Source organism: Escherichia sp. KTE52 (genome assembly GCF_000408325.1).
GTDB classification, from domain to species: Bacteria; Pseudomonadota; Gammaproteobacteria; order Enterobacterales; family Enterobacteriaceae; genus Escherichia; species Escherichia marmotae.
Genome location: NZ_KE138677.1, coordinates 753,465 through 778,231, shown reverse-complemented (window position 1 = coordinate 778,231; position 24,767 = coordinate 753,465). Strand labels below are relative to the sequence as shown.

At 48.8% G+C, this 24,767-nt stretch carries 23 protein-coding genes and 1 tRNA gene; 15 read left to right on the top strand and 9 right to left on the bottom strand.

Annotation, left to right across the window (positions count from 1 at the left end; translation table 11 throughout):
• The first annotated feature begins 2 nt into the window (after positions 1-2).
• Genes A1SC_RS13490 through A1SC_RS13500 form a run of 3 tightly spaced genes read left to right on the top strand, consistent with a single transcriptional unit; the run spans position 3 to position 4,090 of the window.
• Positions 3-695 (top strand): DNA transfer protein gp7, encoded by a 693-nt coding sequence (locus A1SC_RS13490; RefSeq protein WP_016262198.1) that lies wholly within the window; start codon positions 3-5, stop codon positions 693-695.
• A gap of 9 nt (positions 696-704) precedes the next feature.
• Complete coding sequence (locus A1SC_RS13495; RefSeq protein WP_016262197.1) at positions 705-2,093, top strand: phage DNA ejection protein; 1,389 nt, start codon at positions 705-707, stop codon at positions 2,091-2,093.
• Positions 2,093-4,090, top strand: coding sequence for a hypothetical protein (locus A1SC_RS13500; protein ID WP_016262196.1), 1,998 nt, complete (start codon positions 2,093-2,095; stop codon positions 4,088-4,090). Before A1SC_RS13495 ends, A1SC_RS13500 begins: the two co-directional genes overlap by 1 nt.
• A gap of 89 nt (positions 4,091-4,179) precedes the next feature.
• Here the strand turns inward: A1SC_RS13500 and A1SC_RS13505 are convergent, their stop codons facing one another.
• Positions 4,180-4,440, bottom strand: coding sequence for an Arc family DNA-binding protein (locus tag A1SC_RS13505; RefSeq protein ID WP_000287053.1), 261 nt, complete (start codon positions 4,438-4,440; stop codon positions 4,180-4,182).
• Between the two features lie 132 nt (positions 4,441-4,572).
• Here A1SC_RS13505 and A1SC_RS22725 point away from each other — a divergent pair, with 132 nt between their 5' ends.
• The gene (locus A1SC_RS22725; protein ID WP_000005464.1) at positions 4,573-6,618 is read left to right on the top strand and encodes a phage tailspike protein; all 2,046 of its coding nucleotides are present in this window, start codon (positions 4,573-4,575) and stop codon (positions 6,616-6,618) included.
• 34 nt (positions 6,619-6,652) lie between these two features.
• Here A1SC_RS22725 and A1SC_RS13510 read toward each other — a convergent pair whose 3' ends face one another.
• From A1SC_RS13510 to A1SC_RS13530, 6 genes are all read right to left on the bottom strand, one after another.
• The gene (locus tag A1SC_RS13510; protein ID WP_000840802.1) at positions 6,653-7,966 is read right to left on the bottom strand and encodes a hypothetical protein; all 1,314 of its coding nucleotides are present in this window, start codon (positions 7,964-7,966) and stop codon (positions 6,653-6,655) included.
• Between the two features lies 1 nt (position 7,967).
• Positions 7,968-8,882, bottom strand: a complete 915-nt coding sequence (locus tag A1SC_RS13515) for a glycosyltransferase family 2 protein (RefSeq protein WP_016262195.1) — start codon at positions 8,880-8,882, stop codon at positions 7,968-7,970.
• On the bottom strand, positions 8,879-9,241 hold the full coding sequence (locus A1SC_RS0121550; RefSeq protein WP_000915536.1) for a bactoprenol glucosyl transferase: 363 nt from the start codon (positions 9,239-9,241) through the stop codon (positions 8,879-8,881). The genes A1SC_RS13515 and A1SC_RS0121550 overlap by 4 nt, the downstream gene beginning before the upstream one ends.
• Positions 9,242-9,394: 153 nt before the next feature.
• The gene (intS, locus tag A1SC_RS13520; RefSeq protein ID WP_016262194.1) at positions 9,395-10,552 is read right to left on the bottom strand and encodes a prophage integrase IntS; all 1,158 of its coding nucleotides are present in this window, start codon (positions 10,550-10,552) and stop codon (positions 9,395-9,397) included.
• A 161-nt stretch (positions 10,553-10,713) separates the two neighbouring features.
• Positions 10,714-10,788, bottom strand: a tRNA-Arg gene (locus tag A1SC_RS13525).
• Positions 10,789-10,863: 75 nt separating this feature from the next.
• Entirely contained in the window at positions 10,864-11,796 is a 933-nt protein-coding gene (locus A1SC_RS13530; protein WP_000368110.1) for a formate/nitrite transporter family protein, read from the bottom strand.
• Positions 11,797-12,098: 302 nt separating this feature from the next.
• On the opposite strand from A1SC_RS13530, the gene mlaA reads away from it, so the two are divergent.
• Positions 12,099-12,854: a phospholipid-binding lipoprotein MlaA gene (gene mlaA, locus A1SC_RS13535; protein WP_000776778.1), complete on the top strand. Its 756-nt coding sequence runs from the start codon at positions 12,099-12,101 to the stop codon at positions 12,852-12,854.
• A 61-nt stretch (positions 12,855-12,915) separates the two neighbouring features.
• Here mlaA and fadL read toward each other — a convergent pair whose 3' ends face one another.
• On the bottom strand, positions 12,916-14,256 hold the full coding sequence (gene fadL / locus A1SC_RS13540) for a long-chain fatty acid transporter FadL (RefSeq protein WP_001516804.1): 1,341 nt from the start codon (positions 14,254-14,256) through the stop codon (positions 12,916-12,918).
• Positions 14,257-14,627: 371 nt separating this feature from the next.
• Here fadL and A1SC_RS13545 point away from each other — a divergent pair, with 371 nt between their 5' ends.
• The 4 genes from A1SC_RS13545 to sixA all read left to right on the top strand — a co-directional run bounded on the left by A1SC_RS13545 (position 14,628) and on the right by sixA (position 19,236).
• Complete coding sequence (locus tag A1SC_RS13545; RefSeq protein ID WP_001296261.1) at positions 14,628-14,912, top strand: YfcZ/YiiS family protein; 285 nt, start codon at positions 14,628-14,630, stop codon at positions 14,910-14,912.
• Between the two features lie 181 nt (positions 14,913-15,093).
• Positions 15,094-16,404, top strand: a complete 1,311-nt coding sequence (gene fadI, locus A1SC_RS13550) for an acetyl-CoA C-acyltransferase FadI (protein ID WP_001516803.1) — start codon at positions 15,094-15,096, stop codon at positions 16,402-16,404.
• Entirely contained in the window at positions 16,404-18,548 is a 2,145-nt protein-coding gene (gene fadJ, locus A1SC_RS13555; protein WP_016262193.1) for a fatty acid oxidation complex subunit alpha FadJ, read from the top strand. Before fadI ends, fadJ begins: the two co-directional genes overlap by 1 nt.
• A 202-nt stretch (positions 18,549-18,750) precedes the next feature.
• Complete coding sequence (sixA, locus tag A1SC_RS13560; protein ID WP_001195823.1) at positions 18,751-19,236, top strand: phosphohistidine phosphatase SixA; 486 nt, start codon at positions 18,751-18,753, stop codon at positions 19,234-19,236.
• Positions 19,237-19,304: 68 nt separating this feature from the next.
• Here the strand turns inward: sixA and smrB are convergent, their stop codons facing one another.
• A complete protein-coding gene (smrB, locus tag A1SC_RS13565; protein WP_000730816.1) occupies positions 19,305-19,856 on the bottom strand; it encodes an endonuclease SmrB in 552 nt (183 codons plus the stop codon).
• A gap of 165 nt (positions 19,857-20,021) precedes the next feature.
• Here smrB and prmB point away from each other — a divergent pair, with 165 nt between their 5' ends.
• From prmB to A1SC_RS13595, 6 genes are all read left to right on the top strand, one after another.
• Positions 20,022-20,954: a 50S ribosomal protein L3 N(5)-glutamine methyltransferase gene (prmB, locus tag A1SC_RS13570; protein WP_001516801.1), complete on the top strand. Its 933-nt coding sequence runs from the start codon at positions 20,022-20,024 to the stop codon at positions 20,952-20,954.
• A gap of 236 nt (positions 20,955-21,190) precedes the next feature.
• Positions 21,191-22,276 (top strand): chorismate synthase, encoded by a 1,086-nt coding sequence (gene aroC / locus A1SC_RS13575; protein ID WP_016249027.1) that lies wholly within the window; start codon positions 21,191-21,193, stop codon positions 22,274-22,276.
• A gap of 3 nt (positions 22,277-22,279) precedes the next feature.
• Positions 22,280-23,104: a penicillin-insensitive murein endopeptidase gene (mepA, locus tag A1SC_RS13580; RefSeq protein WP_016262192.1), complete on the top strand. Its 825-nt coding sequence runs from the start codon at positions 22,280-22,282 to the stop codon at positions 23,102-23,104.
• Entirely contained in the window at positions 23,104-23,913 is an 810-nt protein-coding gene (locus tag A1SC_RS13585; protein ID WP_016262191.1) for a sulfite exporter TauE/SafE family protein, read from the top strand. Before mepA ends, A1SC_RS13585 begins: the two co-directional genes overlap by 1 nt.
• On the top strand, positions 23,913-24,461 hold the full coding sequence (epmC, locus tag A1SC_RS13590; protein WP_016262190.1) for an elongation factor P hydroxylase: 549 nt from the start codon (positions 23,913-23,915) through the stop codon (positions 24,459-24,461). Before A1SC_RS13585 ends, epmC begins: the two co-directional genes overlap by 1 nt.
• Positions 24,462-24,493: 32 nt before the next feature.
• A partial coding sequence (locus A1SC_RS13595) for a YfcL family protein (protein WP_016262189.1) occupies positions 24,494-24,767 on the top strand: 274 nt, incomplete at its 3' end.

Sequence of the window (24,767 nt, the reverse complement as noted above, 5' to 3'; positions counted from 1 at the left end):
CCATGTTATATGCATTTAAGCTGGGCAGAAAACTGCGCGGCGAGGAACCTTATTGCCCTGAAAAAGGCGGGAAAGGTGGCAGCTCTGATAAAAGCGCAAAGTATGCAGCAGAAGCTCAGAAGTATGCCGCAGACCTGCAAAATCAGCAGTGGCAGACGATCATGAAAAACCTTGCTCCGTTCACGCCTCTTGCGGAGCAGTATGTTAACCAGTTGCAGAATCTTTCCAGTTTAGAAGGTCAGGGGCAGGCACTTAATCAGTATTACAACTCTCAGCAGTATAAAGACCTTGCAGGTCAGGCGCGTTACCAGAGTCTTGCTGCTGCGGAGGCGACGGGTGGACTTGGCTCGACAGCCACAAGCAATCAACTGGCCACGATTGCCCCGACTCTCGGTCAGTCGTGGTTGTCAAACCAGATGAGCAACTACAACAATCTGGCAAACATTGGCCTTGGTGCGCTGCAAGGTCAGGCGAACGCAGGGCAGACATACGCCAACAACATGAGCAGCATTGCACAGCAAAGCGCAGCTCTTGCCGCTGCTAATGCCAACAAACCATCAAGTCTTCAGACAGCAATTAGTGGCGGAACGTCTGGTGCGATTGCCGGTGCAGGTCTTGCCAGCCTTTTGGGAACATCAACACCTTGGGGCGCTGGCATTGGTGCTGGTATCGGATTGCTTGGCTCGTTGTTTTAAGGGGTGATCATGGCTACTTGGCAAGGATCAAATGGCGGATTGTTGGCTGGTATCGGCGGCGTAAACTCAAACGCTCCGAGCGTAAATGACATCGGCAATACGCTTCAGCTTATCAGGCAGAACAATGATATTGAGCGTTCAGGCGCTAACAATGTTGGGCTGACTGCTTTGCAAGGCCTTTCAGGTATTGCGGGGGTGTTTCAGCAGGAAAAGCAGGCTCAGCGGCAGAAAGAATTTCAGCAGGCATACGCTAATGCTTATGCGTCTGGTGATCGCGGTGCTTTGCGTCAGTTGGCTACTCAATATCCAGACCAGATTGAATCCGTTCGTAAAGGCATGGGATTCATTGATGAAGACCAGCGCAATTCTATCGGCACCTTAGCGGCTGGCGCTCGTCTTGCGGCATCGTCTCCAGAAGCAATGCAATCATGGCTGCAAAACAACGCCAAGGAACTGACTCGCGTCGGTGTTGACCCTAATAACGTTGCTCAGATGTATCAGCAGAATCCTTCAGGATTTGGTGAGTTTGTTGATCACCTTGGGATGGCTGCGCTTGGTCCGATTGATTACTTCAATGTTCAGGACAAGATGGCTGGTCGTGAAATTGACCGAGGCAGGCTGGCAGAGACAATCCGCAGCAATCAGGCTGGCGAGGCGCTAACAGCACGAGGTCAGAACATCACGATGCGCGGTCAGGATTTATCTGCTTCTACTGCGCGACGCGGTCAGGATTTGGCAATGCAGCGAGCGTCAACAAGAGGAACCGCTGGGAATGATGAGCGTACAGTTCAGTTATCAGATGGCAGAACTGTAACGGTAGGCGGGAAACTTCACGGCGCTGGGGCTAATGCGTTCTACGAAGGCATCGACAACGAGGGGAATATGGTTCGCGTTCCTGCCAGTTCAATCGCAGCGCCTGCAACATCGTCTGCATCAGCACAAAACTATGCCATGAAGAAGGATATCGACGCGATCGCAAATGCAGACGCTTCTGCTCTCGATTTCATGACAGGAATGACCGGCGGCGCAGGTAACCCGGCAATTGGTGCTGATGTTCGCAGCCGATTAACAGGAAAAGAGCAGCGCCAGTTATATAACTCAGCACAACGTATTCAGGGCAGAATGCAGAATCAGGGTGTGGCGGCAGCAAGGGACATGGGGGCCAGTGGTATTAACACCGTTGCAGAAGCGAAGATGTATTTTCAGGGGATGCCGCAGGTTGACTATTCAAGCCCGGAGGCTATGCAGCAGTCGATTCGTGAGATTCAGGAATACACCAACAATTACAACCAACAATATAACGTTAATGTTGGTAAATCTCAGCGGCAGCAATCTCAACCTGCACAGGTATCACAGCCAGCAGCCAGCAGTAACTTTTCTTCACTATGGGGTGATTAATGGCTAAAGCATGGAAAGATGTTATCGCCTCTCCACAGTATCAGGCGTTAGCACCAGAACAAAAAGCGCAGGCTCAGGAGCAATACTTCAATGAAGTCGTTGCCCCGCAAGCCGGAGAAAATGCAGAGCAGGCTAAGCAAGCTTTCTATGCTTCCTATCCATTGCCATCTGTGTCGCCAGTGGAGACGCCGCAACCAGAAGCACAGCAACAACCACAGCAAAGTGGATTTATGTCTGATCTTGGCGAAGCAGTAAAAGAGACTGGTCGCGGACTGGTGCAGGCTGGCGTGAACGTGGCAAACATACCTGCATCAGTTGCCGATGCTGTAACAAGCGCGGCGACTTGGGCTGGCGGTAAACTCGGAATTGGCGATGGGACATATCACCCAGCGCCACGAGTAACAACGCAGGGATTAGAGCAGGACTTTGGCCTTCAGCAAGGCGCGCTGACTCCACAAACTACAGAGGGAAGGGTATTTGCTGAGGCATTGCCTTACCTCACTCCTGCTGGCATTGAGAGAGCGGCAACACAGGCACCAACACTCGCTGGTAGAATTGCTCAGGGTGCAACTCGCCTTCTCGCTGAAAACGCAGTCGGGTCACTTGCTGCAAATAGTGCGAAAGATGATGCGGAAGCACTCGCTACCGATTTAGGCGTTGGTGTACTTACTGGCGGTGCTATTAACGCTGCCGGACGTGGGTTAGGTGCTGCTTATCGTGGCGTTCGTGGTGCTATCGCGCCAGAAGCGCAGCAGGCTATCAGATTTGCAGAGCGTGAAGGAGTTCCTCTGCACACCACAGACCTGTTACAACCAACTTCCCGCGTCGGAAAAATGGCGCAGACTACAGCAGAAAATATCCCTCTGGCTGGCACAAGCGGAATGAGAGCAACGCAACAGGAAGCGAGAAGCCAGTTGGTGCAGAGATTTGCTGATAAATTCGGTGAGTATGATCCAGCGGTTGTTATTGACAGCCTTAAAGCGAAAACATCAGGAATTCGTCGCGCTGCAGGAAATCGACTGGAGCAGGTTCAGAATGCTATGGCTGGAATAAACATTCAGCCTGCAAGAGCAATTCAGCAGATTGATACAGAAATATCTAACCTGCAGAAGCTTGGTAAGGTTGCTGATAACGAGACTATTTCAAAACTTCAGTCCTATCGTGATGAGCTTGTTCGCAATGCTGGTCCTGATGGTCCGGTAAATCTGGATTTGAAGCAATTAAGCGATCTGCGCAGCCAGTTCAGAATGGACGTGAAGGGGGAGCGACCAGTGTTACCAAACCGTTCCGATGCTGCCATTCAGCGCGTTTACAAGGCAATGACCGACGATATCAATGGTGCCATTGGTCAGAATCTTGGCAACGATACTCTCCGTAAATATCAGCAGGCCAATGCCCTCTACGCTGACGAAGCGGCGAAACTAAAGAATACCAGGCTGAAGAATGTTCTCATGAAAGGCGACCTGACGCCGGAAGTTGTCAACAACATGCTATTCAGCAAGAACAAATCGGAAATTAAGACGCTGTATAACTCAGTTGGTCGTGTTGGCAGGGCGCAAATGCGCAATGGCATCATTGGAAAGGCGATGGAGAAATCTGGCGGATCCCCTGACCAGTTCCTTCGGCAGCTTAACATCCTGCAAAACCAGACTGGCATCACATTTAAAGGTCAGGAAGCCGCTTATCTGAAAGGATTGAAAAACTACCTGCAATCCACGCAGCAGGCTGCAAAAGCGGCAGTAACAACACCAACAGGGCAGCAAACCATCCCGTTCATTATCGGGTATGGGACGGCAATGAACCCGGCGACAACTGGCGCAGCGGTAAGCTACGGACTTCTTACTCGCGCCTATGAGAGCGAACCATTCAGAAATGCAATGCTCCGAATGGCAAACACCCCACGCGGATCAACAGCCTTTGAGAAAGCAATGCAGCAGGCACAAAAGGCAATTAACGCTCTGACGCAGGGGGCTAAGTCTGATGCGTTGTCAGAATAGCTTTGCAAACACCAGGAACGTGCAAAAACCAAATATGTAGAACGCAATGTTCAGCATATCTCTTTGCATAAATCCTCCGTAACTGATGGTTAGCTGCTGTCTTTTTTATATAGCTCCTTGAGCGTATCAAAGACAATTTTCTTAACCATATCAGATTGTTGTTCTGCCATACGCTCTGCATCGTCAATGTAAACTGATGCAGAGCTTTGTTTAGCCAATGATTCTTCAATCGCTGCAATTATCTCTGAGTTCAGCGACCTGTTATTCATCTTCGCACGCTGCTTAATTTTCGCGTGGAGTTCATGCGGAAGTCTCAAGTGAAACTGCGCCTCGTCGTATTTGCTGTACATCCTTGATGCCTCACCAGTTGGGTGGAATGGCATCGTAACCTACTGGATAAACACTCAATAGTACCATTTTGGTATGTAATGAATCTCAATCATATCCACGCTGAGTCTATTACTTGCATTTGGAGCCCTTAAATGTCAGAGACGTCACAGTCAATTCTTGTAAATATGCCAATGAGTCTGTACACAGCATCGCGTTCATTCAAAGCTATTTCAAATGGTAAAATATATGTAGGTATTCCTGACACAGACCCTGTATATCCTGAAAATCAGGTTCCAGTATATATCGTTAATGAGAGTGGAAATAAGATACAGATTCCACAACCGATTGTTATAAACTCCGGTGGTCATCCTGTTTATAATGGTCAAATAATAAATAAAATAATTACAGATGAACAATATAGTCTTGCTGTTTACGACTCTTATGGTTCTCAGGAATATTATTTTGACAATGTGGTAAGGTATGATCCTGAAGCATTAATGCAATTATTGGCTGGCAAGGAAGGTTATTCGTACATAGGGGAGTTGCAATCAGCTGCTGACTTCTTTGGTCTTGTTAAAAACGACGGCGCTCGTGTAAAACTACGTAGTTGGTATGCTGGTTGGAGTGTAACTACATATGGAAAGCCAAAAGGTGGTGGTGAGTTTATCTTCCAGGCTAATGTTCCGAAAGCTAAGCATGACGGCTGCATATACTTCAGCCCGACCGTGCCTTACAGCACAAATCTTTCATCATATGTTACTGGTCAGGGTGAAACTGATCCTACCGGGAGTGGCGTGTGGGTGAGAGATATTGGTGATGCCACACATATTCATACTGATTGGGCTGGTATTGGAGATGGATCAACATCCACATCTTCATCCGCGCATAGTGATGCATTACAAAATGTCTTCAATGCAGCGGCAGCCTTAGGTAAACATGTTCAGCTTGGGTATGGGTTTATCCACTTAGAAAAAGCTGTGAGTATGCCAGCTTTTTTTGACAATACGTCAGCCATGCCGCGGATTGAAGGATACGGCATAAACAGCAGTTACTTTATATGCACCCCGTTGGGTACTGATACATATAACATCACGTGCATGTTGGATAGTTTTACCCAAACTTGGGGTATGAAAGACTTCCAGATTCGAGAGAAAGGCCTTACCAAAACTGGCTATTTAATGAAGTTGGGCCGCCTGACAGGGGCAGTAATTGAGCGTGTCAAATGGGCGGGGGGATACCAACAACTTCTTGCGCAAAGCGTACTGTCATGCACATGGATTGAGCCGTGCTGGTTTAGTGGCTATCGTGGGGCGAAGTTTGAGGCAGGGGGAACGGTTGGTTCTGGTTATGCCAACCCTAACGCTAACAGATTCATTCGCCCACAGATTCTTACTATGGAAAACCAGGGTTTATGGATAGTTAACGCTACACAATTCCAAATTGATGGCGGTAGCATTGAAGGGTGTGGTTCTCCGGGGGACACTACATTCCGTGGGTTCTACGTGCAGGGTGGAGGTTCTGACGGCACCGTCGGGTTAGTAGTAGATGGGTTGTATGTGGAAACTGTTAGTGGATACCCGTTCTACATAACCCATAGCAACAACCGCTCTATCAAGCATGTTATTTCAAATAGTAACTTCAACAATAACGATACGCAGTATCCTGTTAGCCAAGTAATAGTTCTGGGTGGTAATTATAGTTACCCGTCAGGGGTAACTATGACTCTGGAGATGCGTGGTAATACCTGCCTTGGGGTTGGCTATACGGCAAGCGCATCGAGGCCAGATGTTAGTATAAGTGGATATTCCGCCAATGAGCAGGCTATTTTTATCGATTATGATAACTTATGGATCCCATCACAATCACCGGTTGTGGATGCTACTGTTAAATGGAAAAGCTCTCCTGACTTCGCTTTTGGTGTGAGCGTTGTTGGTGCGACTGGAGCAATGGGAAACAGGAGAAATATACTCAGTGTTACAAGGGGAGCGACTGGGGTTTATACAGTAAATGCAAATCATGATATAGCAAACGTGGCTGTAGAAATAACTACTGTAGGGGTACCAGGATACGGAATAATAGGTGGTTATCCTACCGCAAACTCATTCGTTGTAAGGATGTACAATACTGCAGGCGCTCCCACTGACATAGATTTCATAGCATTAGGAAAAGACTATAGAGCAAGATTTAACGCTACATAAAATCCCCCCCCCAGGATAACTGTGGGGGGGATGTTTACTTATAAATTCCTGATGCTACCTTATCCAATATAATTGATAGTACTATAAATATCATTAGGTCAAATGAAAAGTTCATTGCAAAAAGATGCTTGTCTAAATCTCTATATCCTTCGCCAATGAAGCTAATATAAAACTGAGAGATGCTAAAAGCAGATAATGTAAAGATTGCAACAGAATATTTTTTTCGGATAAAAATCAGTGATGCTATCATGGCTATAAATGCAACAGGAATCCTCACAGTTGATAGAGCAGAGTCTTTTATTTTTTGAACTTCATTCAAAAAAACACTCTTACTTATTATTAGCTTATTTTCCTTGAAGACATGGAAGTAATCTTCAGTTAATTGGGTTCGAACTCCAGAATCAAAAGGAAGAAGGAGGAACATGGAAGGTTGCTTTAGCATCAAAAGCAAAGAATCCTTCAATCCCCTTTCTTTATTTTTTGCGAAGCAGGCTCCAGCATCTTTTGTGGTAACAGCTCCCTTATCCAAATCAAATTTATTTCCCCATGCATCAACACCAATGCATTCGTCCACGGCCCACGATGGATTTTCTTTTCCATTGCTTTTATTGTATAGCAAAGTCCCGAAATAAAGGGAGTGATAGCTGTTATTTTTAGTTGCGCTTGGCGAGAAAAATGAAAATGACAATGCAATTATCGTCGCAATTACCATAGCTAAGTGAAATTTTTTATCTCTTATGTCAATAAATATTATTGAAATTAAAGAAATTAAAATGGGAATATAGAAGAACTGAGATTTTGATGTGGCGATTAGCGCTGCGCATGCAACTAGTAATACTTTATCAAACCTTGATATTTCTTTTTTAAGAATTATATAAGTAATTACCGGAAGTAAAGTGATTACTATTTGCTCCTGATAAAATGCTGTGAATTGTGAAAGTATGGAAGGAGTAAATAGCAATAATGCTGATACCGGAAATAAAAGATAAGAATATTTTTTATTGTTTATTTCTACAAATAGTTTATATAACGCACAAATATACACGATTTTGGAAAGAGATGACCATAACCTAAGATCAAATGTGTGTGTGAATATCGATATAACATAAGCGTATAAATAAAGAATATAACTAAATGAGCTTTTATACTCATAGTTCACAATTGAACTGAAATTTTCCTTCAGGGTATAAAGTAATGTGCCATCATGTGAGAACTGTCTGATCCCATTCATGAAAGGTGTTATGGCCCTATCGAAGTCGCCATTATTCATCATCCATATGTCAATTGACTCCTTGCACAGTAATGCACAAAAAATTGCAAGGAATACATACCTTATTCTTTCAGCCATTTTATTTCTCTTTTAACAAGTAGCGAGGTCTCTGTTTAACTTCGGTATAAATCCGGCCAATGTACTCGCCCAAAACTCCGATACCAATGAGCTGCACACCACCGAGAAAAAGTATTGATACCAGCAATGATGGATAACCGCGCACAGGATTCCCGAATGCAAGCGTATCAATGATCATCCAGGCACCGTACAGGAAAGCCAGGCCTGCAACGAACAGGCCAATGTACGTCCACATGCGTAACGGAAATGTTGAGAAGCTGGTAATCCCTTCAAGCGCCAGGTTCCAGAGCTTCCAGCCATTAAACTTAGTGCTGCCAGCAACACGCTCAGCGCGAGCATATTCAACAACATCTGTACTCCCACCAACCCAGCTCAATACTCCTTTCATGAACAGGTTGCGTTCAGGCATGAGTTTGATGTTTTCGACCACCTCGCGAGACATTAGCCTGAAATCTCCAACATTTTCCTCGATCTGCGGGTTGCTGATTTTGTTATGCAGCTTATAGAACCACTCGGCGGTTTTCCTCTTCAGTCTGCCATCAGTTGAGCGGTCAGATCGTTTAGCAAGCACCATGTCAGCACCTGCTAGCCACTTTTCAATCAGATGAGGAATGACCTCAATCGGGTCTTGCAGGTCAACATCAATAGGAATAACGGCATCACCTGTTGCATGGTCTAACCCTGCAAACAATGCTGGTTCTTTACCAAAGTTTCGTGTAAATGACAGCGGAACAACTAGAGGATCTGAAACGGACAGAGCGTTAATTATTGACTCCGTAGCGTCTTTGCTACCATCATTTATAAAAACAATTTCAACTTCATATGGCTTCAACTCTTCGAATTCACGTACCGTTTTATAGAAAATTGGTATCGCTTCTTCTTCATTGAAGACAGGAACGACCAGAGATATCTTCATTTCGCATCCCTAAAGACAATGAACTTTGAATAGACGAAACCGCACACCAAGCTGATGGCGGAGAAAGTGACGAGAGTTACAATTGGAGGAAGTGAACATCTATCAGCAGCCCATCCAACAGTTGCACTCAGTGTTCCCATGAACCCGACATATAACATGTAACGCATCGTTGTAGTTGATGCTTTGAATGTGAATTTTGCATTCGCGAAGAAGCTAAAACTCACAGCCACAACAAAACCTGCGAAGTTTGCCAGAGCCTGATTGGTATGCGCGGCATAGATACATACACCAAAAACCACCCAGTGTATCAGTGTGTTCAGCACACCAATCGAGGTGTACTTTGCAAATAGCTTTAACATTTATGTAATCAATGAGTTCTGAAAGGCATGAAGTCTATCATCCAAGTCTCAATCGATCGATGACTTGCTGTGGTTGATGAGACAAAACTGAGGAACACAAAGCTTTGCACTGTATCGCAAGGCTTTGCGCTCTTCGATAGTGGCTAAGGCGGATCACTCCACTTTTTCATCAATCCAGTCCGCCCACCACTGCATCATTTCTCTGCGCTTATCGAGATACTGCGCATGGTTGTAAATACCGCGCACAGATCCGCCGTTGGCATGTGCCAGTTGCACTTCAATAGCATCAGCAGGCCATTCGTTCTCGTTCATAATCGTGCTGAATTCATGCCTGAATCCGTGACCGCTTTCCAGACCCTCATAGCCGATTTGTTTGATCACAAGCAATACCGCGTTCTCGCAGATTGGCTTCTTCTTATCGTTGCGCCCGGCAAAAACAAACTCTGAGACTGGTTTGGTGATTGAGCTTAGCGTAGTGAGAAGTTCAACTACCTGGTCTGACATAGGAACCACATGAATTTTGCGTCCCTTCATCACACTGGCGTCGATAGTGATAATCCTGTTTTCAAAATCGACGTTCTTCCATAGCATGGAACGAAGCTCTTTTGTTCTGAGGGCTGTGTAGCGTAAAACTTTGGTTGCAATGAGCGATACGATACTTCCTGAAAATGTTGCCAGTGCTTTGTTGAATGCCGGGATCTGGCCTGCAGGAAGAAACGGGAAGTTCTTCTTGCGGTATCCCTTCATGGCGTCAGCAAGGTCAGGTGCCGGGTTATATTTAGCCCTTCCGGTGACAATAGCGTAACGGAAAACCTCGCCGCATCTTCTGCGTGCTTTGTTGGCTCGCTCCATTGCACCGCGATCTTCAAATCTGCGGATTACTTCCAACAGTTGCATCGGCTCAATATCCTGAATCTCAAGACCGCCGATGATGGGTAAAATGTCGTCATCAAACATTTTGGCAAGTTCAGTTGCATAGCCTACTGACCAGACTTGCTTCTTGTGCTCGTACCATTCCTTGTAAATCGCACTAAAGGAATTGTTGTTAGATGAAGCCTTTTTCGCCTTTACCGGATCGATGCCAGCCGAGATGTCTTTCCTCGCAGTCCATGCTTTATCCCTTGCCTCTTGCAAAGTCATAAGCGGATATTTTCCGACGGTCAGGATTTTCTCCTTACCGTTAATCTTGTAGCGAAGCTGCCATACCTTTTTCCCTGACACAGGGACATAAAGGTACAGGCCATTACCATCGAGAAGGCGGTATGGTTTTTCTTTCGGCTTTGCTGCTTCAATCTGCTTAACGGTGAGCATGGGTAAAAATCCGATGGGTAAAATTATTTTATCCACTTTTTACCCGTCATGGAGTGCGGCTGTCAACGATCTGACGCGAACCATTACGAACTGTGAATCTACGGAAGGCTTGATATTCAGGGGATTTTGCGGACTGGTACGGATGGGAGCGAACTGATAAATGGTGTCCCCTGCAGGAATCGAACCTGCAATTAGCCCTTAGGAGGGGCTCGTTATATCCATTTAACTAAGAGGACAATGCGGCATGAGTATAACCGCTATTAAACAGCGGAGTAAGTACACCGCCGCTCGATTGCTTAAACCCTCGCCACTTACACCGGGTTTTTATCATTTTTCTTAATAGTTTCCGCACATTCTGCTTTCTGGCGGGCCTCTTCTTTACGCTTGTTACTCATATCGTTGCGGATCTGTGCATGGCTCATTAACGCGAAGATGAAAGTGCCGCCGCAAATATTCCCCGCCAGAGTAGGTAGCGCAAATGGCCAGATGAAATCGCTCCAGTGCAGCGTGCCGTTAAATACCAGATAGAGGATCTCTACAGAACCCACGACGATGTGAGTGGTGTCACCCAGGGCGATAAGCCACGTCATTAATATAATTACCACAATCTTTGCCGCTCCTGCCGCAGGGAACATCCATACCATTGTGGCTATCAGCCAGCCGGAGATAATCGCGTTGGCAAACATCTCGCTGGGGGTGTTTTTCATTACATCCATGCCGATTTTGACAAACGCATCGCGGGTTTCTTCATTAAAGATAGGCATATACTCAAACGCCCACGCCGCAATACCTGTTCCAAGAATATTACCCAGCAGCACGACGCCCCATAACCGCATCAGTAAGCCGATGTTGCCGATAGTCGGTTTTTGCATTACCGGTAGTACCGCAGTTACGGTATTCTCAGTAAATAATTGCTGGCGTGCCATAATGACGATAATAAAACCAAAGGTATAACCCAGATTCTCCAGCAAAAAACTCCCCGGTACACCTTCCAGTTCGACATGAAATATACCTTTTGCCAGTAGCGAAGCGCCCATCGACAGGCCCGCAGCAATAGCTGACCACAGTAGCGCCATTGCGTCGCGTTCCAGCTCTTTTTCGCCGTCCTGGCGGATATGCTCGTGAATAGCCATCGCTCTGGAGGGGAGTCGGTCTTCATCTATTTCTATTTTTTTCCCGCGTTCTTTTTCTTCACTCTCTACTTCAAGTTCGTCGCTGTGTTTATCTATTTTGTCGTTATCCATGGTGTCGTCTCTTGAATTAGCACGCATAGCTAAAGCGTAGCGGCTTTTTTGCTCGCAACTGGCGGGAGTTACTCTGAAAATGTATAAAAGGCCGCGTTTGCCTTTTTCTGTTTCTACGGAATCAAGTAGCCTACAGGGCGGCGATTACCAGGCTATGATCAAATCAGCATTTCAGGGCGTCTGGACATCAGTTGACGTGCTGCTACAATCGCCCACACCTAAACAGGCGGATACGGTATCGTTCCGTCATGGATGGCAAACTGCATAAGCCATAAAAAGCCATAAAAAACAGGGAGACATTTATGAAGCTTCGCCTGTCGGCGCTTGCTCTGGGAACTACGCTTCTGGTGGGGTGTGCGAGTTCCGGTACAGATCAGCAAGGGCGTTCAGACCCGTTAGAAGGGTTCAACCGCACCATGTACAATTTTAACTTCAATGTGTTAGACCCGTATGTGGTTCGACCGGTAGCTGTCGCCTGGCGTGATTATGTTCCGCAACCGGCGCGTAACGGTTTGAGCAATTTTACCGGCAACCTTGAAGAACCTGCGGTGATGGTTAACTATTTCCTGCAGGGCGACCCTTATCAGGGGATGGTTCACTTTACCCGCTTTTTCCTGAACACCATTTTGGGGATGGGTGGCTTTATTGATGTTGCGGGGATGGCGAATCCGAAACTGCAACGTACTGAACCTCACCGTTTTGGTAGTACGCTCGGTCACTATGGCGTGGGCTATGGGCCGTATGTTCAGTTACCGTTCTACGGTAGTTTCACGCTGCGTGATGACGGCGGTGATATGGCAGATGCTCTTTACCCGGTACTTTCCTGGTTGACCTGGCCGATGTCTGTGGGTAAATGGACGCTTGAAGGGATCGAAACCCGTGCGCAGTTACTGGATTCCGACGGTCTGCTTCGTCAGTCGTCCGATCCTTATATTATGGTTCGCGAGGCTTACTTCCAGCGTCATGATTTCATCGCCAATGGCGGCGAACTCAAACCGCAGGAAAACCCGAACGCGCAAGCGATTCAGGATGATTTAAAAGATATCGATTCTGAATAAGATGCAAATAAAAAAGGTGAGTCGTAAAACTCACCTTTTTTCTTATTAAGCTAACGTGTTATTAGAACGCGTAGTTAAAGTTAGTCCCGAACAGCCAGGCTTTACCTTCAGACTCGAATTGATATGGACCTTCGTTGATCTTCACGCTCTGACCGTGCATATAAGAGACGCCGACATCTACAGAAGCATCTTTATTAAATGCGTAAGTAGTACCTGCGCTCAGCCAGAAACGGTCCTGATCCGGAATGGAGATAGAACGGTTCTGTGCCGGAACTGGGCTGTCATCGAAGGCAATGCCGGTACGGAAGGTCCAGTTATCATCGTAGTAATAAGTTGTACCCAACGCGATGCGGTAAGCATCTTTAAAGCCTTCATGTTTCTGGAACAGCGTATCGCCACCGGTTGAGGTTGCTTTCAGTTGTTGGAACTGACTCCAACTGGTGTAAGCCAGGCTATAGTGAATAGCCCACTGCGGATCAACACGGTTATAACCAGACACTTCCCACATTTCAGGCAGGTTCAGCGTCAGATAACCCGACTGCGTTGCGCCACCTGTAGCACCAGGCAAACCGAGATTGTAGTTATTCAGGCCAATTGGCAAGTCGCTGCTGTAGTTACCTTTGAAGTCAATTTTTACCTCAGAACGGTAGGTCAACGCGTAGCGGTTGTTTTTATCCAGTTCATACAGGATCCCGGCGTTCCAGCCAAAACCCCACTGGTTGCCGTTCAGATGAGCAATTTTGGTGTTACTTTCAATATCATTAGCGGCTGCAGCCAGCGCTTGTCCCTGTGGTGTCCGTCCGGCGGGAGATTGCATAATCTGACCAGCAACCAGTTGCCCCAGATCACCTGCAAAACGTTCAATTTTTGCACGAGCATAGACGGCGTTAAGACCAAGACCGAAACTCCAGGCGTTGTTTAAGCGGTAGGCACCGCTTAAATTCATATTCACGGTTTCGAGGTCGGTTGTACCACCGACAGAACCGCCTGCATAAGTGTCATTAAACTCTGTCGCCAGACCATAGTTAGAGGTAATGGAAGCCCCCCAACCAAATTGGTCGTTAATCGGCGCAACAAAGTGTGCGTTCGGAACCCATGCTGTAGGTGCGATGTTATCCGCGTCGAGGCTACGACCAGACGGAGAAGTTCCGCTGATATTCACATCCGGATCAATATAAACCGCACCCGCAGAAAAAGTCGGGCGGTCAAACATGGTAATCAACGCGGGGTTACGGCTGACATTACCAGCATCATCGGCAATAGCGCCTTCCCCTGAATAAGCCCGACCCAGGCCAGAGGAAGAAAATTCGTTTAACTGAAAGCCTGCCGACCAGGCCTGGGTGGAGATAAGTGCCACTGCGACTGCGAGAGCAGACTTTGTAAACAGGGTTTTCTGGCTCATGACCATAACCTCAATAATTTATTTTTATACAAACTATGTTACGTGCTGTAACAGGAGCGCGAAGTGTAGGGGCTGATGTACATCTTAGAAATCAGACCAGTGGCGAGAGTATAGGTCTGACCAGATGGAATGTTGCAAGTATGTTTCTATATTTTTTCAAATATGATCTAAGAAACGCGATCCAGTTGGCAAAATTTGGAGGTGGCGCACTCATTCATTCAGGTGAATTTTGTTTTAGATCATTTTTAAGTGTGATTTCGGTCACTTATCTGATTTTGCAGAATTAACAACTGGAGCAGCACTTTTCAGAAGCGTAAAATATCCGTAACGTTTATCTGGCACCTTGGGTGCACATACAGAGGAAATCAACGATGAGTAAATGTAGTGCTGATGAAACCCCGGTTTGCTGCTGTATGGATGTTGGCACCATTATGGACAACTCCGATTGCACCGCGTCTTACAGCCGCGTGTTTGCAAACCGCGCAGAAGCAGAACAAACGCTGGCGGCGCTGACTGAAAAAGCCCGTAGCGTAGAATCCGAACCATGCAAAATCACCCCGACTTTCACTGAAGAGTCTGACGGTGTTCGCCTGGATATTGATTTCACTTTTGCCTGCGAAGCTGAAATGCTGATTTTCCAGTTGGGTCTGCGTTAATTCCTCTCGGGTACATACGCCCCTGCCAGGTTGTTGGCAGGGGCGTTTTATTTTCTCTTCTTCTTTTCTCTCTGTGTCATAGCTCCCACTTTCCCTTTTCTCCACTTGGCCAAATGTAAAAAAATAGTTAAGACTATGATCAGGTCAGACCACTTTATGTCTTTTTTTACAGGGGAGTGTTATGGGTCAGGTTTTACCGCTGGTTACCCGCCAGGGCGATCGCATCGCCATCGTTAGCGGGTTACGTACGCCTTTTGCTCGCCAGGCAACGGCTTTTCATGGCATTCCCGCTGTTGATTTGGGGAAGATGGTCGTCGGTGAGCTGCTGGCACGTAGTGAGATCCCCGCCGAAGTGATTGAACAACTGGTCTTTGGTCAGGTTGTGCAAATGCCAGAGGCTCCCAATATTGCGCGTGAAATTGTTCTTGGCACTGGAATGAACGTCCATACCGACGCATACAGCGTCAGCCGAGCTTGCGCTACCAGTTTCCAGGCGGTTGCGAACGTGGCCGAAAGCCTGATGGCGGGAACCATCCGCGCCGGTATTGCTGGCGGGGCCGATTCCTCTTCGGTATTGCCAATTGGCGTCAGTAAAAAACTGGCGCGCGTGTTGGTTGATGTCAACAAAGCCCGCACGCTGAGCCAGCGTCTTAAACTCTTCTCCAGCTTGCGTTTGCGTGACTTAATGCCTGTTCCGCCTGCGGTAGCGGAATATTCCACCGGTTTGCGAATGGGCGATACCGCCGAACAAATGGCGAAAACCTACGGTATCACCCGCGAACAGCAAGATGCACTGGCGCACCGTTCGCACCAGCGTGCTGCCCAGGCATGGTCAGAAGGCAAACTCAAAGAAGAGGTGATGACCGCCTTTATCCCTCCTTATAAACAACCCCTCGCGGAAGACAACAATATTCGCGGTAATTCCACGCTTGCTGATTACGCAAAACTGCGTCCGGCATTTGACCGTAAACACGGAACGGTAACTGCGGCGAACAGTACGCCTCTGACCGATGGCGCGGCGGCAGTGATCCTGATGACCGAATCGCGAGCGAAAGAATTAGGGCTGGTGCCGCTGGGATATCTGCGCAGTTACGCGTTTACCGCTATTGATGTCTGGCAGGACATGTTGCTCGGTCCGGCCTGGTCAACGCCGCTGGCGCTGGAGAGAGCAGGCCTGACGATGGCCGATCTGACATTGATTGATATGCATGAAGCATTTGCCGCCCAGACGCTGGCAAATATTCAGTTGCTGGGTAGCGAACGTTTTGCCCGCGATGTGCTGGGGCGTGCACATGCCACTGGCGAAGTGGACGATAGCAAATTTAACGTGCTTGGCGGTTCCATTGCTTATGGTCATCCCTTCGCGGCAACAGGCGCGCGGATGATTACCCAGACATTACACGAACTTCGCCGTCGCGGCGGTGGATTTGGTTTAGTGACCGCCTGTGCCGCAGGTGGACTTGGTGCGGCAATGGTTCTGGAGGCGGAATAATGGAAATGGTATCGGCTTTTACCCTCAATGTACGTCTGGACAATATTGCCGTCATCACCATTGACGTTCCCGGCGAAAGAATGAATACCCTGAAGGCAGAGTTTGCCTCGCAGGTGCGCGCCATTATTAAACAACTCCGCGAAAATAAAGAACTTCGAGGCGTAGTGTTTATCTCCGCTAAACCGGACAACTTTATTGCCGGTGCAGACATCAACATGATTGGCAACTGCAAAACCGCGCAAGAAGCGGAAGCACTGGCGCGGCAGGGCCAACAGTTGATGGCGGAAATTCATGCTTTGCCAGTTCCTGTTATTGCCGCCATTCACGGCGCTTGCCTGGGCGGTGGTCTGGAGCTGGCACTGGCGTGCCACGGTCGTATCTGTACAGACGATCCTAAAACCGTGCTCGGTTTGCCGGAAGTACAACTTGGGTTGTTACCTGGTTCAGGCGGCACCCAGCGTTTACCGCGCCTGATCGGCGTCAGCACAGCACTAGAGATGCTCCTCACTGGCAAGCAACTACGGGCAAAGCAGGCGTTAAAGCTGGGGCTGGTGGATGACGTCGTTCCGCATTCTATTTTACTGGAAGCCGCTGTAGAGCTGGCGAAGCAGGAGCGTACAGTTTCTCGGACTCTCCCGATTCGTGAACGAGTGATGGCCGGGCCATTAGGTCGTGCGCTGTTATTCAAAATGGCAGGCAAGAAAACAGAACAGAAAACCCAGGGCAACTACCCGGCGACAGAACGCATTCTTGAGGTTATCGAAACAGGATTAGCGCAGGGCTCCAGTAGCGGTTATGACGCTGAAGCACGGGCCTTTGGCGAACTGGCAATGACATCGCAATCACAGGCTCTGCGTAATATCTTTTTTGCCAGTACCGACGTGAAGAAAGATCCTGGCAGCGATGTTGCCCCCGCCCCATTAAATAGCGTGGGGATATTAGGTGGTGGCTTGATGGGCGGTGGTATTGCTTACGTTACAGCCGGTAAAGCGGGGCTACCTGTAAGAATTAAAGATATCAACGCCCAGGGCATAAATCATGCTTTGAAATACAGTTGGGATCAGTTGGAGGGGAAAGTGCGCCGCCGGCATATCAAAGCCAGTGAACGCGACAAACAATTGGCGCTGATTTCAGGTTCTATGGATTATCACGGTTTTTCCCATCGCGATCTGATTATTGAAGCAGTGTTTGAAAATCTCGAATTAAAACAACAGATGGTGGCGGAAGTGGAGCAAAACTGCGCCCCTCATACAATTTTTGCCTCCAATACCTCATCTTTACCGATTAGCGATATTGCCGCTCACGCCTCACGACCAGGGCAGGTTATCGGCCTGCATTTCTTCAGCCCGGTAGAAAAAATGCCGCTGGTAGAAATCATTCCTCACGCCGGGACATCGGCGCAAACCCTCGCCACTACGGTAAAACTGGCGAAAAAACAGGGCAAAACGCCAATCGTGGTGCAGGATAAAGCCGGATTTTACGTTAATCGCATTCTGGCACCTTACATTAATGAAGCTATCCGCATGTTGACCGAAGGTGAGCGTGTTGAGCACATTGATGCCGCACTGGTTAAATTTGGTTTTCCGGTGGGACCAATCCAACTTTTGGATGAGGTAGGAATCGACACAGGGACTAAAATTATTCCTGTACTGGAAGCAACTTATGGAGAACGTTTTAGTGCGCCTGCAAATGTTGTTTCTTCAATTTTGAACGACGATCGCAAAGGTAGAAAAAATGGCCGGGGTTTCTATCTTTACCGCCAAAAAGGGCGTAAAAGCAAAAAACAGGTTGATCCCGCCATTTACCCGTTGATTGGCGCGCAAGGGCAGGGGCGACTGTCCGCACCGCAGGTTGCTGAACGGTGTGTGATGTTGATGCTGAATGAAGCAGTACGTTGTCTGGACGAGCAGGTTATCCGTAGCGTGCGAGATGGGGATATTGGCGCAGTATTTGGAATTGGTTTTCCGCCATTTCTCGGTGGTCCGTTCCGCTATATCGATTCTCTCGGCGCGGGCGAAGTGGTTGCAATAATGCAACGACTGGCCGCGCAATATGGTTCCCGTTTTACCCCTTGCGAGCGTTTACTTGAGATGAGTGAGCATGGGGAAAGTTTTTGGAAAACAACTGCAACTGACCTGCAATAAGAAGGTCAAAGCTATATGAATCCGCGCTGAATGGTGGAGTCCTGGTTAAAATGTAAACGCATATTGACTATACTTACGCCATTGAGGTAAAAAACAGCGTTTCATTCGGTGAATGGATAAGGCACAATGCCGGCCACCGTCTTCTTTCTCTGGTTTCAGATGAAAGAAGACGGGTGAATCTGGTTAACAAAAGCGGTGCAATATGCAAGTTTTTATCATGCGTCACGGCGACGCAGCCCTCGATGCCGCCAGTGATTCGGTTCGTCCTCTGACCACTAACGGTTGTGACGAATCTCGCCTGATGGCGAACTGGCTGAAAGGTCAAAAAGTGGAAGTCGAACGTGTTCTGGTGAGCCCGTTCCTGCGAGCCGAGCAAACTCTGGATGTCGTAGGTGATTGTATGGAACTGCCATCCAGTGTCGAAGTTCTGCCAGAATTGACGCCCTGCGGCGATGTCGGTCTGGTTAGTGCTTATCTTCAGGCATTGACCAACGAGGGAGTCGGGTCGGTACTGGTTATCTCTCACTTACCCTTAGTCGGTTATCTGGTAGCCGAGTTATGTCCGGGCGAAACGCCGCCTATGTTTACCACTTCAGCTATTGCCAGCGTAACGCTTGATGAAAGCGGAAAAGGCGAATTTAACTGGCAGATGAGCCCGTGTAATTTGAAAATGGCAAAAGCGATATAATTACGCAACGTTTATATCGCATATCAACTTTCAGAGAGCCACTTAAGTGGCTCTTGTTGTATTGAATGTCAGGGAAGTTCTGGCGGCAGCCACTCTTCCACTTCAATCAATACCAATAACGCCGCGTCGCCGCCGTACTCTTTTGGTGCCTGGTGAAATGCCATCACATGCGGATGCTGTGCCAGCCACAGCGGTGTTTGTTGCTTCAAAATATGCTTACCGTGCCCATGCATCACACAGGCGCAAAACACATGTTCACGGCGACAGGCGGCAATTAATGCGCCCAGTTCCTGTTTGGCTTGTAGCTGCGTCAGGCCGTGCAAATCAAGAAACAACTCCGGCGAATAATCACCGCGTCGCAGTTTCTTCGCCTCAAAATGACTGACATCCGGGCGGACATATTTAACCGGGCCTTCGGTATTTAATAACGGCTGAAATTCATCAGAGAAATAATGGCTGGCATCAGCCTGCTCCTGAATCAACCGCTTGACCGGCACTTCGCTGACTTTTTTTCGTTGTGGTCGATGGACAATCGTGTCCTGCTTAATCTTGCGAGTACCCGCCATCAACTGGCGAAACAGGGCCTGATCCTCCTCGCTGAGAGTTGTTTTCTTTTTCATCTATGCATCTCTATTTTATTTTTCCTACAGTTTACCCGACTCGTAGCGCAATCGATCGGCCAAAACATAATTTTCCTGCGTCATTGCCGCGTGAATGCTGATTTATCGTCATCTTCATGGCAAACTAGCCGCCGAAATTAATGCGACCATGCCCTGGAGGAATACGTGGATAAAATTTTCGTTGATGAAGCAGTAAATGAACTGCAAACCATTCAGGACATGTTGCGCTGGTCGGTTAGCCGCTTCAGCGCGGCAAATATCTGGTACGGCCATGGCACCGACAACCCGTGGGACGAAGCGGTGCAACTGGTATTGCCGTCGCTCTACCTGCCGCTGGATATTCCGGAAGATATGCGCAACGCCCGCCTGACCTCCAGCGAAAAACACCGTATTGTTGAGCGCGTGATCCGCCGCGTCAACGAGCGCGTTCCGGTTGCCTATCTGACCAACAAAGCCTGGTTCTGCGGCCATGAATTTTACGTCGATGAACGCGTGCTGGTGCCGCGTTCACCGATTGGTGAACTGATCAACAATAAATTTGCCGGACTTATCAGCAAGCAACCGCAACATATTCTGGATATGTGTACCGGTAGTGGCTGCATTGCTATTGCCTGCGCTTATGCCTTCCCGGAAGCGGAAGTCGACGCGGTGGACATCTCTCCCGACGCGCTGGCGGTAGCCGAACAGAACATTGAAGAACATGGTCTGATCCACAACGTCATACCGATTCGTTCCGATCTGTTCCGTGATTTGCCGAAAGTGCAGTACGACCTGATCGTCACCAACCCGCCGTATGTCGATGCGGAAGATATGTCCGACCTGCCAAACGAATACCGTCACGAGCCGGAGCTGGGGCTGGCGTCTGGCACTGATGGCCTGAAACTGACACGTCGCATTCTCGGCAACGCGGCGGATTATCTTGCTGATGATGGTGTACTGATTTGTGAAGTCGGCAACAGCATGGTACATCTGATGGAACAATATCCGGATGTTCCGTTCACCTGGCTGGAGTTTGATAACGGTGGCGATGGTGTGTTTATGCTCACCAAAGCGCAGCTTATTGCGGCACGAGAACATTTTGGTATTTATAAAGATTAAATTTACTCGTCATTCTTCAAGTTGCATGTGCTGCGTCTGCGGGTTATTCGGCTCATCCATGGGCCTCCCCCTTTACGGGGCCGCTGCAAGTAGCGTTCAAATCCGCTCCATGCGGATTTGTCGTTCACCCCAGTCACTTACTTCTGTAAGCTCCAGGGGATTCACTCACTTGTCGCCTTCCTGCAACTTGAATTATTTAGAGTAAAAAATGCAAACACAACAATAACGGAGCCGTGATGGCTGGAAACACAATTGGACAACTCTTTCGCGTAACCACCTTCGGTGAATCGCACGGGCTTGCGCTCGGTTGCATCGTCGATGGTGTTCCGCCAGGCATCCCGCTGACGGAAGCAGACCTGCAACACGATCTCGACCGGCGTCGCCCGGGGACATCGCGCTATACCACACAGCGTCGTGAACCGGATCAGGTCAAAATTCTTTCCGGCGTTTTTGAAGGCGTCACCACCGGCACCAGTATTGGCTTGTTGATCGAAAACACCGACCAGCGCTCTCAAGATTACAGCGCAATTAAAGACGTTTTCCGTCCGGGTCATGCTGATTACACCTACGAACAAAAATACGGCCTGCGCGATTATCGCGGCGGCGGACGTTCTTCCGCCCGTGAAACCGCCATGCGCGTTGCGGCTGGAGCAATTGCTAAAAAATATCTCGCCGGAAAATTTGGCATCGAAATTCGCGGCTGCCTGAGCCAGATGGGCGACATTCCACTGGAAATCAAAGACTGGTCGCAAGTTGAACAAAATCCGTTCTTCTGCCCGGACCCGGATAAAATCGACGCGTTAGATGAGTTGATGCGCGCGCTGAAAAAAGAGGGCGACTCCATCGGTGCGAAAGTGACTGTTGTTGCCAGTGGCGTACCTGCCGGACTTGGCGAACCGGTATTTGATCGCCTGGATGCTGACATCGCCCACGCGTTGATGAGCATTAATGCGGTGAAAGGCGTGGAAATTGGCGACGGTTTTGACGTGGTGGCGCTGCGTGGCAGCCAGAACCGTGACGAAATCACCAAAGAAGGTTTTCAGAGCAACCATGCGGGCGGTATTCTCGGTGGTATCAGCAGCGGGCAGCAAATCATTGCCCATATGGCGCTAAAACCGACCTCCAGCATTACCGTGCCTGGGCGTACAATTAACCGCTTTGGCGAAGAAGTTGAGATGATCACCAAAGGCCGTCACGATCCTTGTGTCGGGATCCGCGCGGTGCCGATCGCTGAAGCGATGCTGGCAATCGTTTTGATGGATCACCTGTTACGACAACGGGCGCAAAATGCCGATGTGAAGACTGATATTCCACGCTGGTAAAAAATGAACAAAACTGCGATTGCGCTGCTGGCCCTGCTTGCCAGTAGCACCAGCCTGGCAGCAACGCCGTGGCAAAAAATTACCCAACCTGTGCCGGGTAGCGCACAATCGATAGGCAGTTTTTCCAATGGCTGTATCGTCGGCGCTGACACGCTGCCGATACAGTCCGAACATTATCAGGTGATGCGTACCGATCAGCGTCGCTATTTCGGTCATCCGGATCTGGTGATGTTTATCCAGCGTCTGAGTAGCCAGGTGAACAATCTGGGTATGGGGACGGTGCTGATTGGCGATATGGGGATGCCCGCAGGTGGGCGTTTCAACGGCGGCCACGCCAGCCACCAGACCGGACTGGATGTCGATATCTTCCTGCAACTGCCGAAAACTCGCTGGACCGCCGCGCAACTTTTGCGTCCGCAGGCGCTGGATTTGGTTTCCCGTGATGGCAAGCATGTCGTTCCAACGCTGTGGAAGCCGGAAATTTTCAGTCTGATCAAACTTGCTGCGCAGGACAAAGACGTGACGCGCATTTTTGTTAATCCGGCGATTAAACAACAACTTTGCCTTGATGCAGGCACCGATCGTGACTGGTTGCGGAAAGTGCGACCCTGGTTCCAGCATCGCGCACATATGCATGTACGATTACGTTGTCCTGCCGATAGCCTGGAGTGTGAAGACCAACCTTTACCACCGCCGGGCGATGGTTACGGGGCAGAACTGCAAAGCTGGTTTGAACCACCAAAACCGGGAACAACAAAGCCTGAGAAGAAGACACCGCCTCCGTTGCCGCCTTCCTGCCAGGCGCTACTGGATGAGCACGTGATCTAATGGAAACGTTTAATAGCCTGTTTATGGTTTCCCCGCTGTTGCTGGGAGTTCTCTTTTTTGTCGCGATACTGGCGGGATTTATCGACTCGATTGCCGGTGGTGGTGGGTTACTCACTATTCCGGCATTGATGGCGGCGGGGATGTCTCCGGCTAACGCGCTGGCAACTAACAAACTGCAAGCCTGCGGTGGCTCTATTTCCGCCACCATCTACTTTATTCGCCGCAAAGTCGTCAGCTTAAGCGATCAGAAACTCAATATCGTCATGACCTTTGTCGGCTCGATGAGCGGCGCACTGCTGGTGCAGTATGTTAAAGCTGATGTGCTGCGGCAAATTTTACCGATTCTGGTGATTTGTATCGGTCTTTATTTCTTACTGATGCCCAAACTGGGAGAAGAAGATCGCCAGCGTCGGATGTATGGGCTGCCATTTGCGCTGGTCGCAGGGGGCTGCGTTGGTTTTTACGACGGATTCTTTGGCCCGGCAGCCGGATCGTTTTACGCACTGGCCTTCGTTACGCTGTGCGGCTTTAACCTCGCCAAAGCCACCGCCCATGCCAAATTACTTAACGCAACGTCAAACATCGGCGGTCTGCTGCTGTTTATTCTCGGCGGCAAAGTGATTTGGGCGACAGGATTCGTGATGCTGGTGGGGCAGTTCCTCGGCGCGCGTATGGGTTCAAGACTGGTGTTGAGCAAAGGACAAAAACTGATCCGCCCGATGATCGTTATCGTCTCGGCGGTGATGAGTGCCAAATTACTTTATGATAGCCATGGACAGGAGATCCTCCACTGGTTGGGGATGAACTAATGAACAGTACACACCACTACAAGCAGTTGATTGAAATTTTTAATAGCTGCTTTGCCGATGAATTTAATACCCGTCTGATTAAAGGCGACGACGAACCGATCTATCTTCCTGCTGATGCGGAAGTTCCATATAACCGAATCGTCTTTGCTCATGGCTTTTACGCCAGTGCTATCCACGAGATTTCGCACTGGTGTATTGCCGGGAAAGCGCGCCGTGAACTGGTTGATTTTGGTTACTGGTATTGCCCTGACGGACGCGATGCCCGGACGCAAAGCCAGTTTGAAGATGTTGAAGTTAAGCCGCAGGCGCTTGACTGGTTGTTCTGCGTGGCGGCGGGATATCCGTTTAACGTCAGTTGCGACAACCTGGAAGGCGACGTCGAACCGGATCGTGTGGTATTCCAACGACGGGTTCATGCGCAGGTGATGGATTATCTGGCGAACGGTATTCCTGAACGTCCGGCACGCTTCATAAAAGCATTACGAAATTATTATCACACGCCGGAACTTACGGCGGAACAGTTTCCGTGGCCGGAAGTGCTCAACTGAAGCCAGCGCCACGTTTACAATGAGGAAAGAAGATGATCGCGGAGTTTGAATCACGCATTCTGGCATTAATCGACGGTATGGTTGACCATGCCAGTGATGATGAGTTGTTTGCCAGTGGGTATTTGCGTGGCCACCTGACGTTAGCCATCGCAGAACTGGAAAGTGGTGATGACCACTCCGCCCAGGCGGTGCATACAACCGTTAGCCAGAGTCTGGAGAAAGCGATTGGTGCGGGTGAATTGTCGCCACGCGATCAGGCGCTGGTGACCGATATGTGGGAACACCTGTTTCAGCAGGCTTCACAGC

Bases quoted from the DNA above. Each gene is read 5' to 3' on its own strand.
- A1SC_RS13490 (WP_016262198.1), top strand. From the start codon at position 3: ATGTTATATGCATTTAAGCTGGGCAGAAAACTGCGCGGCGAGGAACCT.
- A1SC_RS13495 (WP_016262197.1), top strand. From the start codon at position 705: ATGGCTACTTGGCAAGGATCAAATGGCGGATTGTTGGCTGGTATCGGC.
- A1SC_RS13500 (WP_016262196.1), top strand. From the start codon at position 2,093: ATGGCTAAAGCATGGAAAGATGTTATCGCCTCTCCACAGTATCAGGCG.
- A1SC_RS13505 (WP_000287053.1), bottom strand. From the start codon at position 4,440: ATGTACAGCAAATACGACGAGGCGCAGTTTCACTTGAGACTTCCGCAT.
- A1SC_RS22725 (WP_000005464.1), top strand. From the start codon at position 4,573: ATGTCAGAGACGTCACAGTCAATTCTTGTAAATATGCCAATGAGTCTG.
- A1SC_RS13510 (WP_000840802.1), bottom strand. From the start codon at position 7,966: ATGGCTGAAAGAATAAGGTATGTATTCCTTGCAATTTTTTGTGCATTA.
- A1SC_RS13515 (WP_016262195.1), bottom strand. From the start codon at position 8,882: ATGAAGATATCTCTGGTCGTTCCTGTCTTCAATGAAGAAGAAGCGATA.
- A1SC_RS0121550 (WP_000915536.1), bottom strand. From the start codon at position 9,241: ATGTTAAAGCTATTTGCAAAGTACACCTCGATTGGTGTGCTGAACACA.
- intS (WP_016262194.1), bottom strand. From the start codon at position 10,552: ATGCTCACCGTTAAGCAGATTGAAGCAGCAAAGCCGAAAGAAAAACCA.
- A1SC_RS13530 (WP_000368110.1), bottom strand. From the start codon at position 11,796: ATGGATAACGACAAAATAGATAAACACAGCGACGAACTTGAAGTAGAG.
- mlaA (WP_000776778.1), top strand. From the start codon at position 12,099: ATGAAGCTTCGCCTGTCGGCGCTTGCTCTGGGAACTACGCTTCTGGTG.
- fadL (WP_001516804.1), bottom strand. From the start codon at position 14,256: ATGAGCCAGAAAACCCTGTTTACAAAGTCTGCTCTCGCAGTCGCAGTG.
- A1SC_RS13545 (WP_001296261.1), top strand. From the start codon at position 14,628: ATGAGTAAATGTAGTGCTGATGAAACCCCGGTTTGCTGCTGTATGGAT.
- fadI (WP_001516803.1), top strand. From the start codon at position 15,094: ATGGGTCAGGTTTTACCGCTGGTTACCCGCCAGGGCGATCGCATCGCC.
- fadJ (WP_016262193.1), top strand. From the start codon at position 16,404: ATGGAAATGGTATCGGCTTTTACCCTCAATGTACGTCTGGACAATATT.
- sixA (WP_001195823.1), top strand. From the start codon at position 18,751: ATGCAAGTTTTTATCATGCGTCACGGCGACGCAGCCCTCGATGCCGCC.
- smrB (WP_000730816.1), bottom strand. From the start codon at position 19,856: ATGAAAAAGAAAACAACTCTCAGCGAGGAGGATCAGGCCCTGTTTCGC.
- aroC (WP_016249027.1), top strand. From the start codon at position 21,191: ATGGCTGGAAACACAATTGGACAACTCTTTCGCGTAACCACCTTCGGT.
- mepA (WP_016262192.1), top strand. From the start codon at position 22,280: ATGAACAAAACTGCGATTGCGCTGCTGGCCCTGCTTGCCAGTAGCACC.
- A1SC_RS13585 (WP_016262191.1), top strand. From the start codon at position 23,104: ATGGAAACGTTTAATAGCCTGTTTATGGTTTCCCCGCTGTTGCTGGGA.
- epmC (WP_016262190.1), top strand. From the start codon at position 23,913: ATGAACAGTACACACCACTACAAGCAGTTGATTGAAATTTTTAATAGC.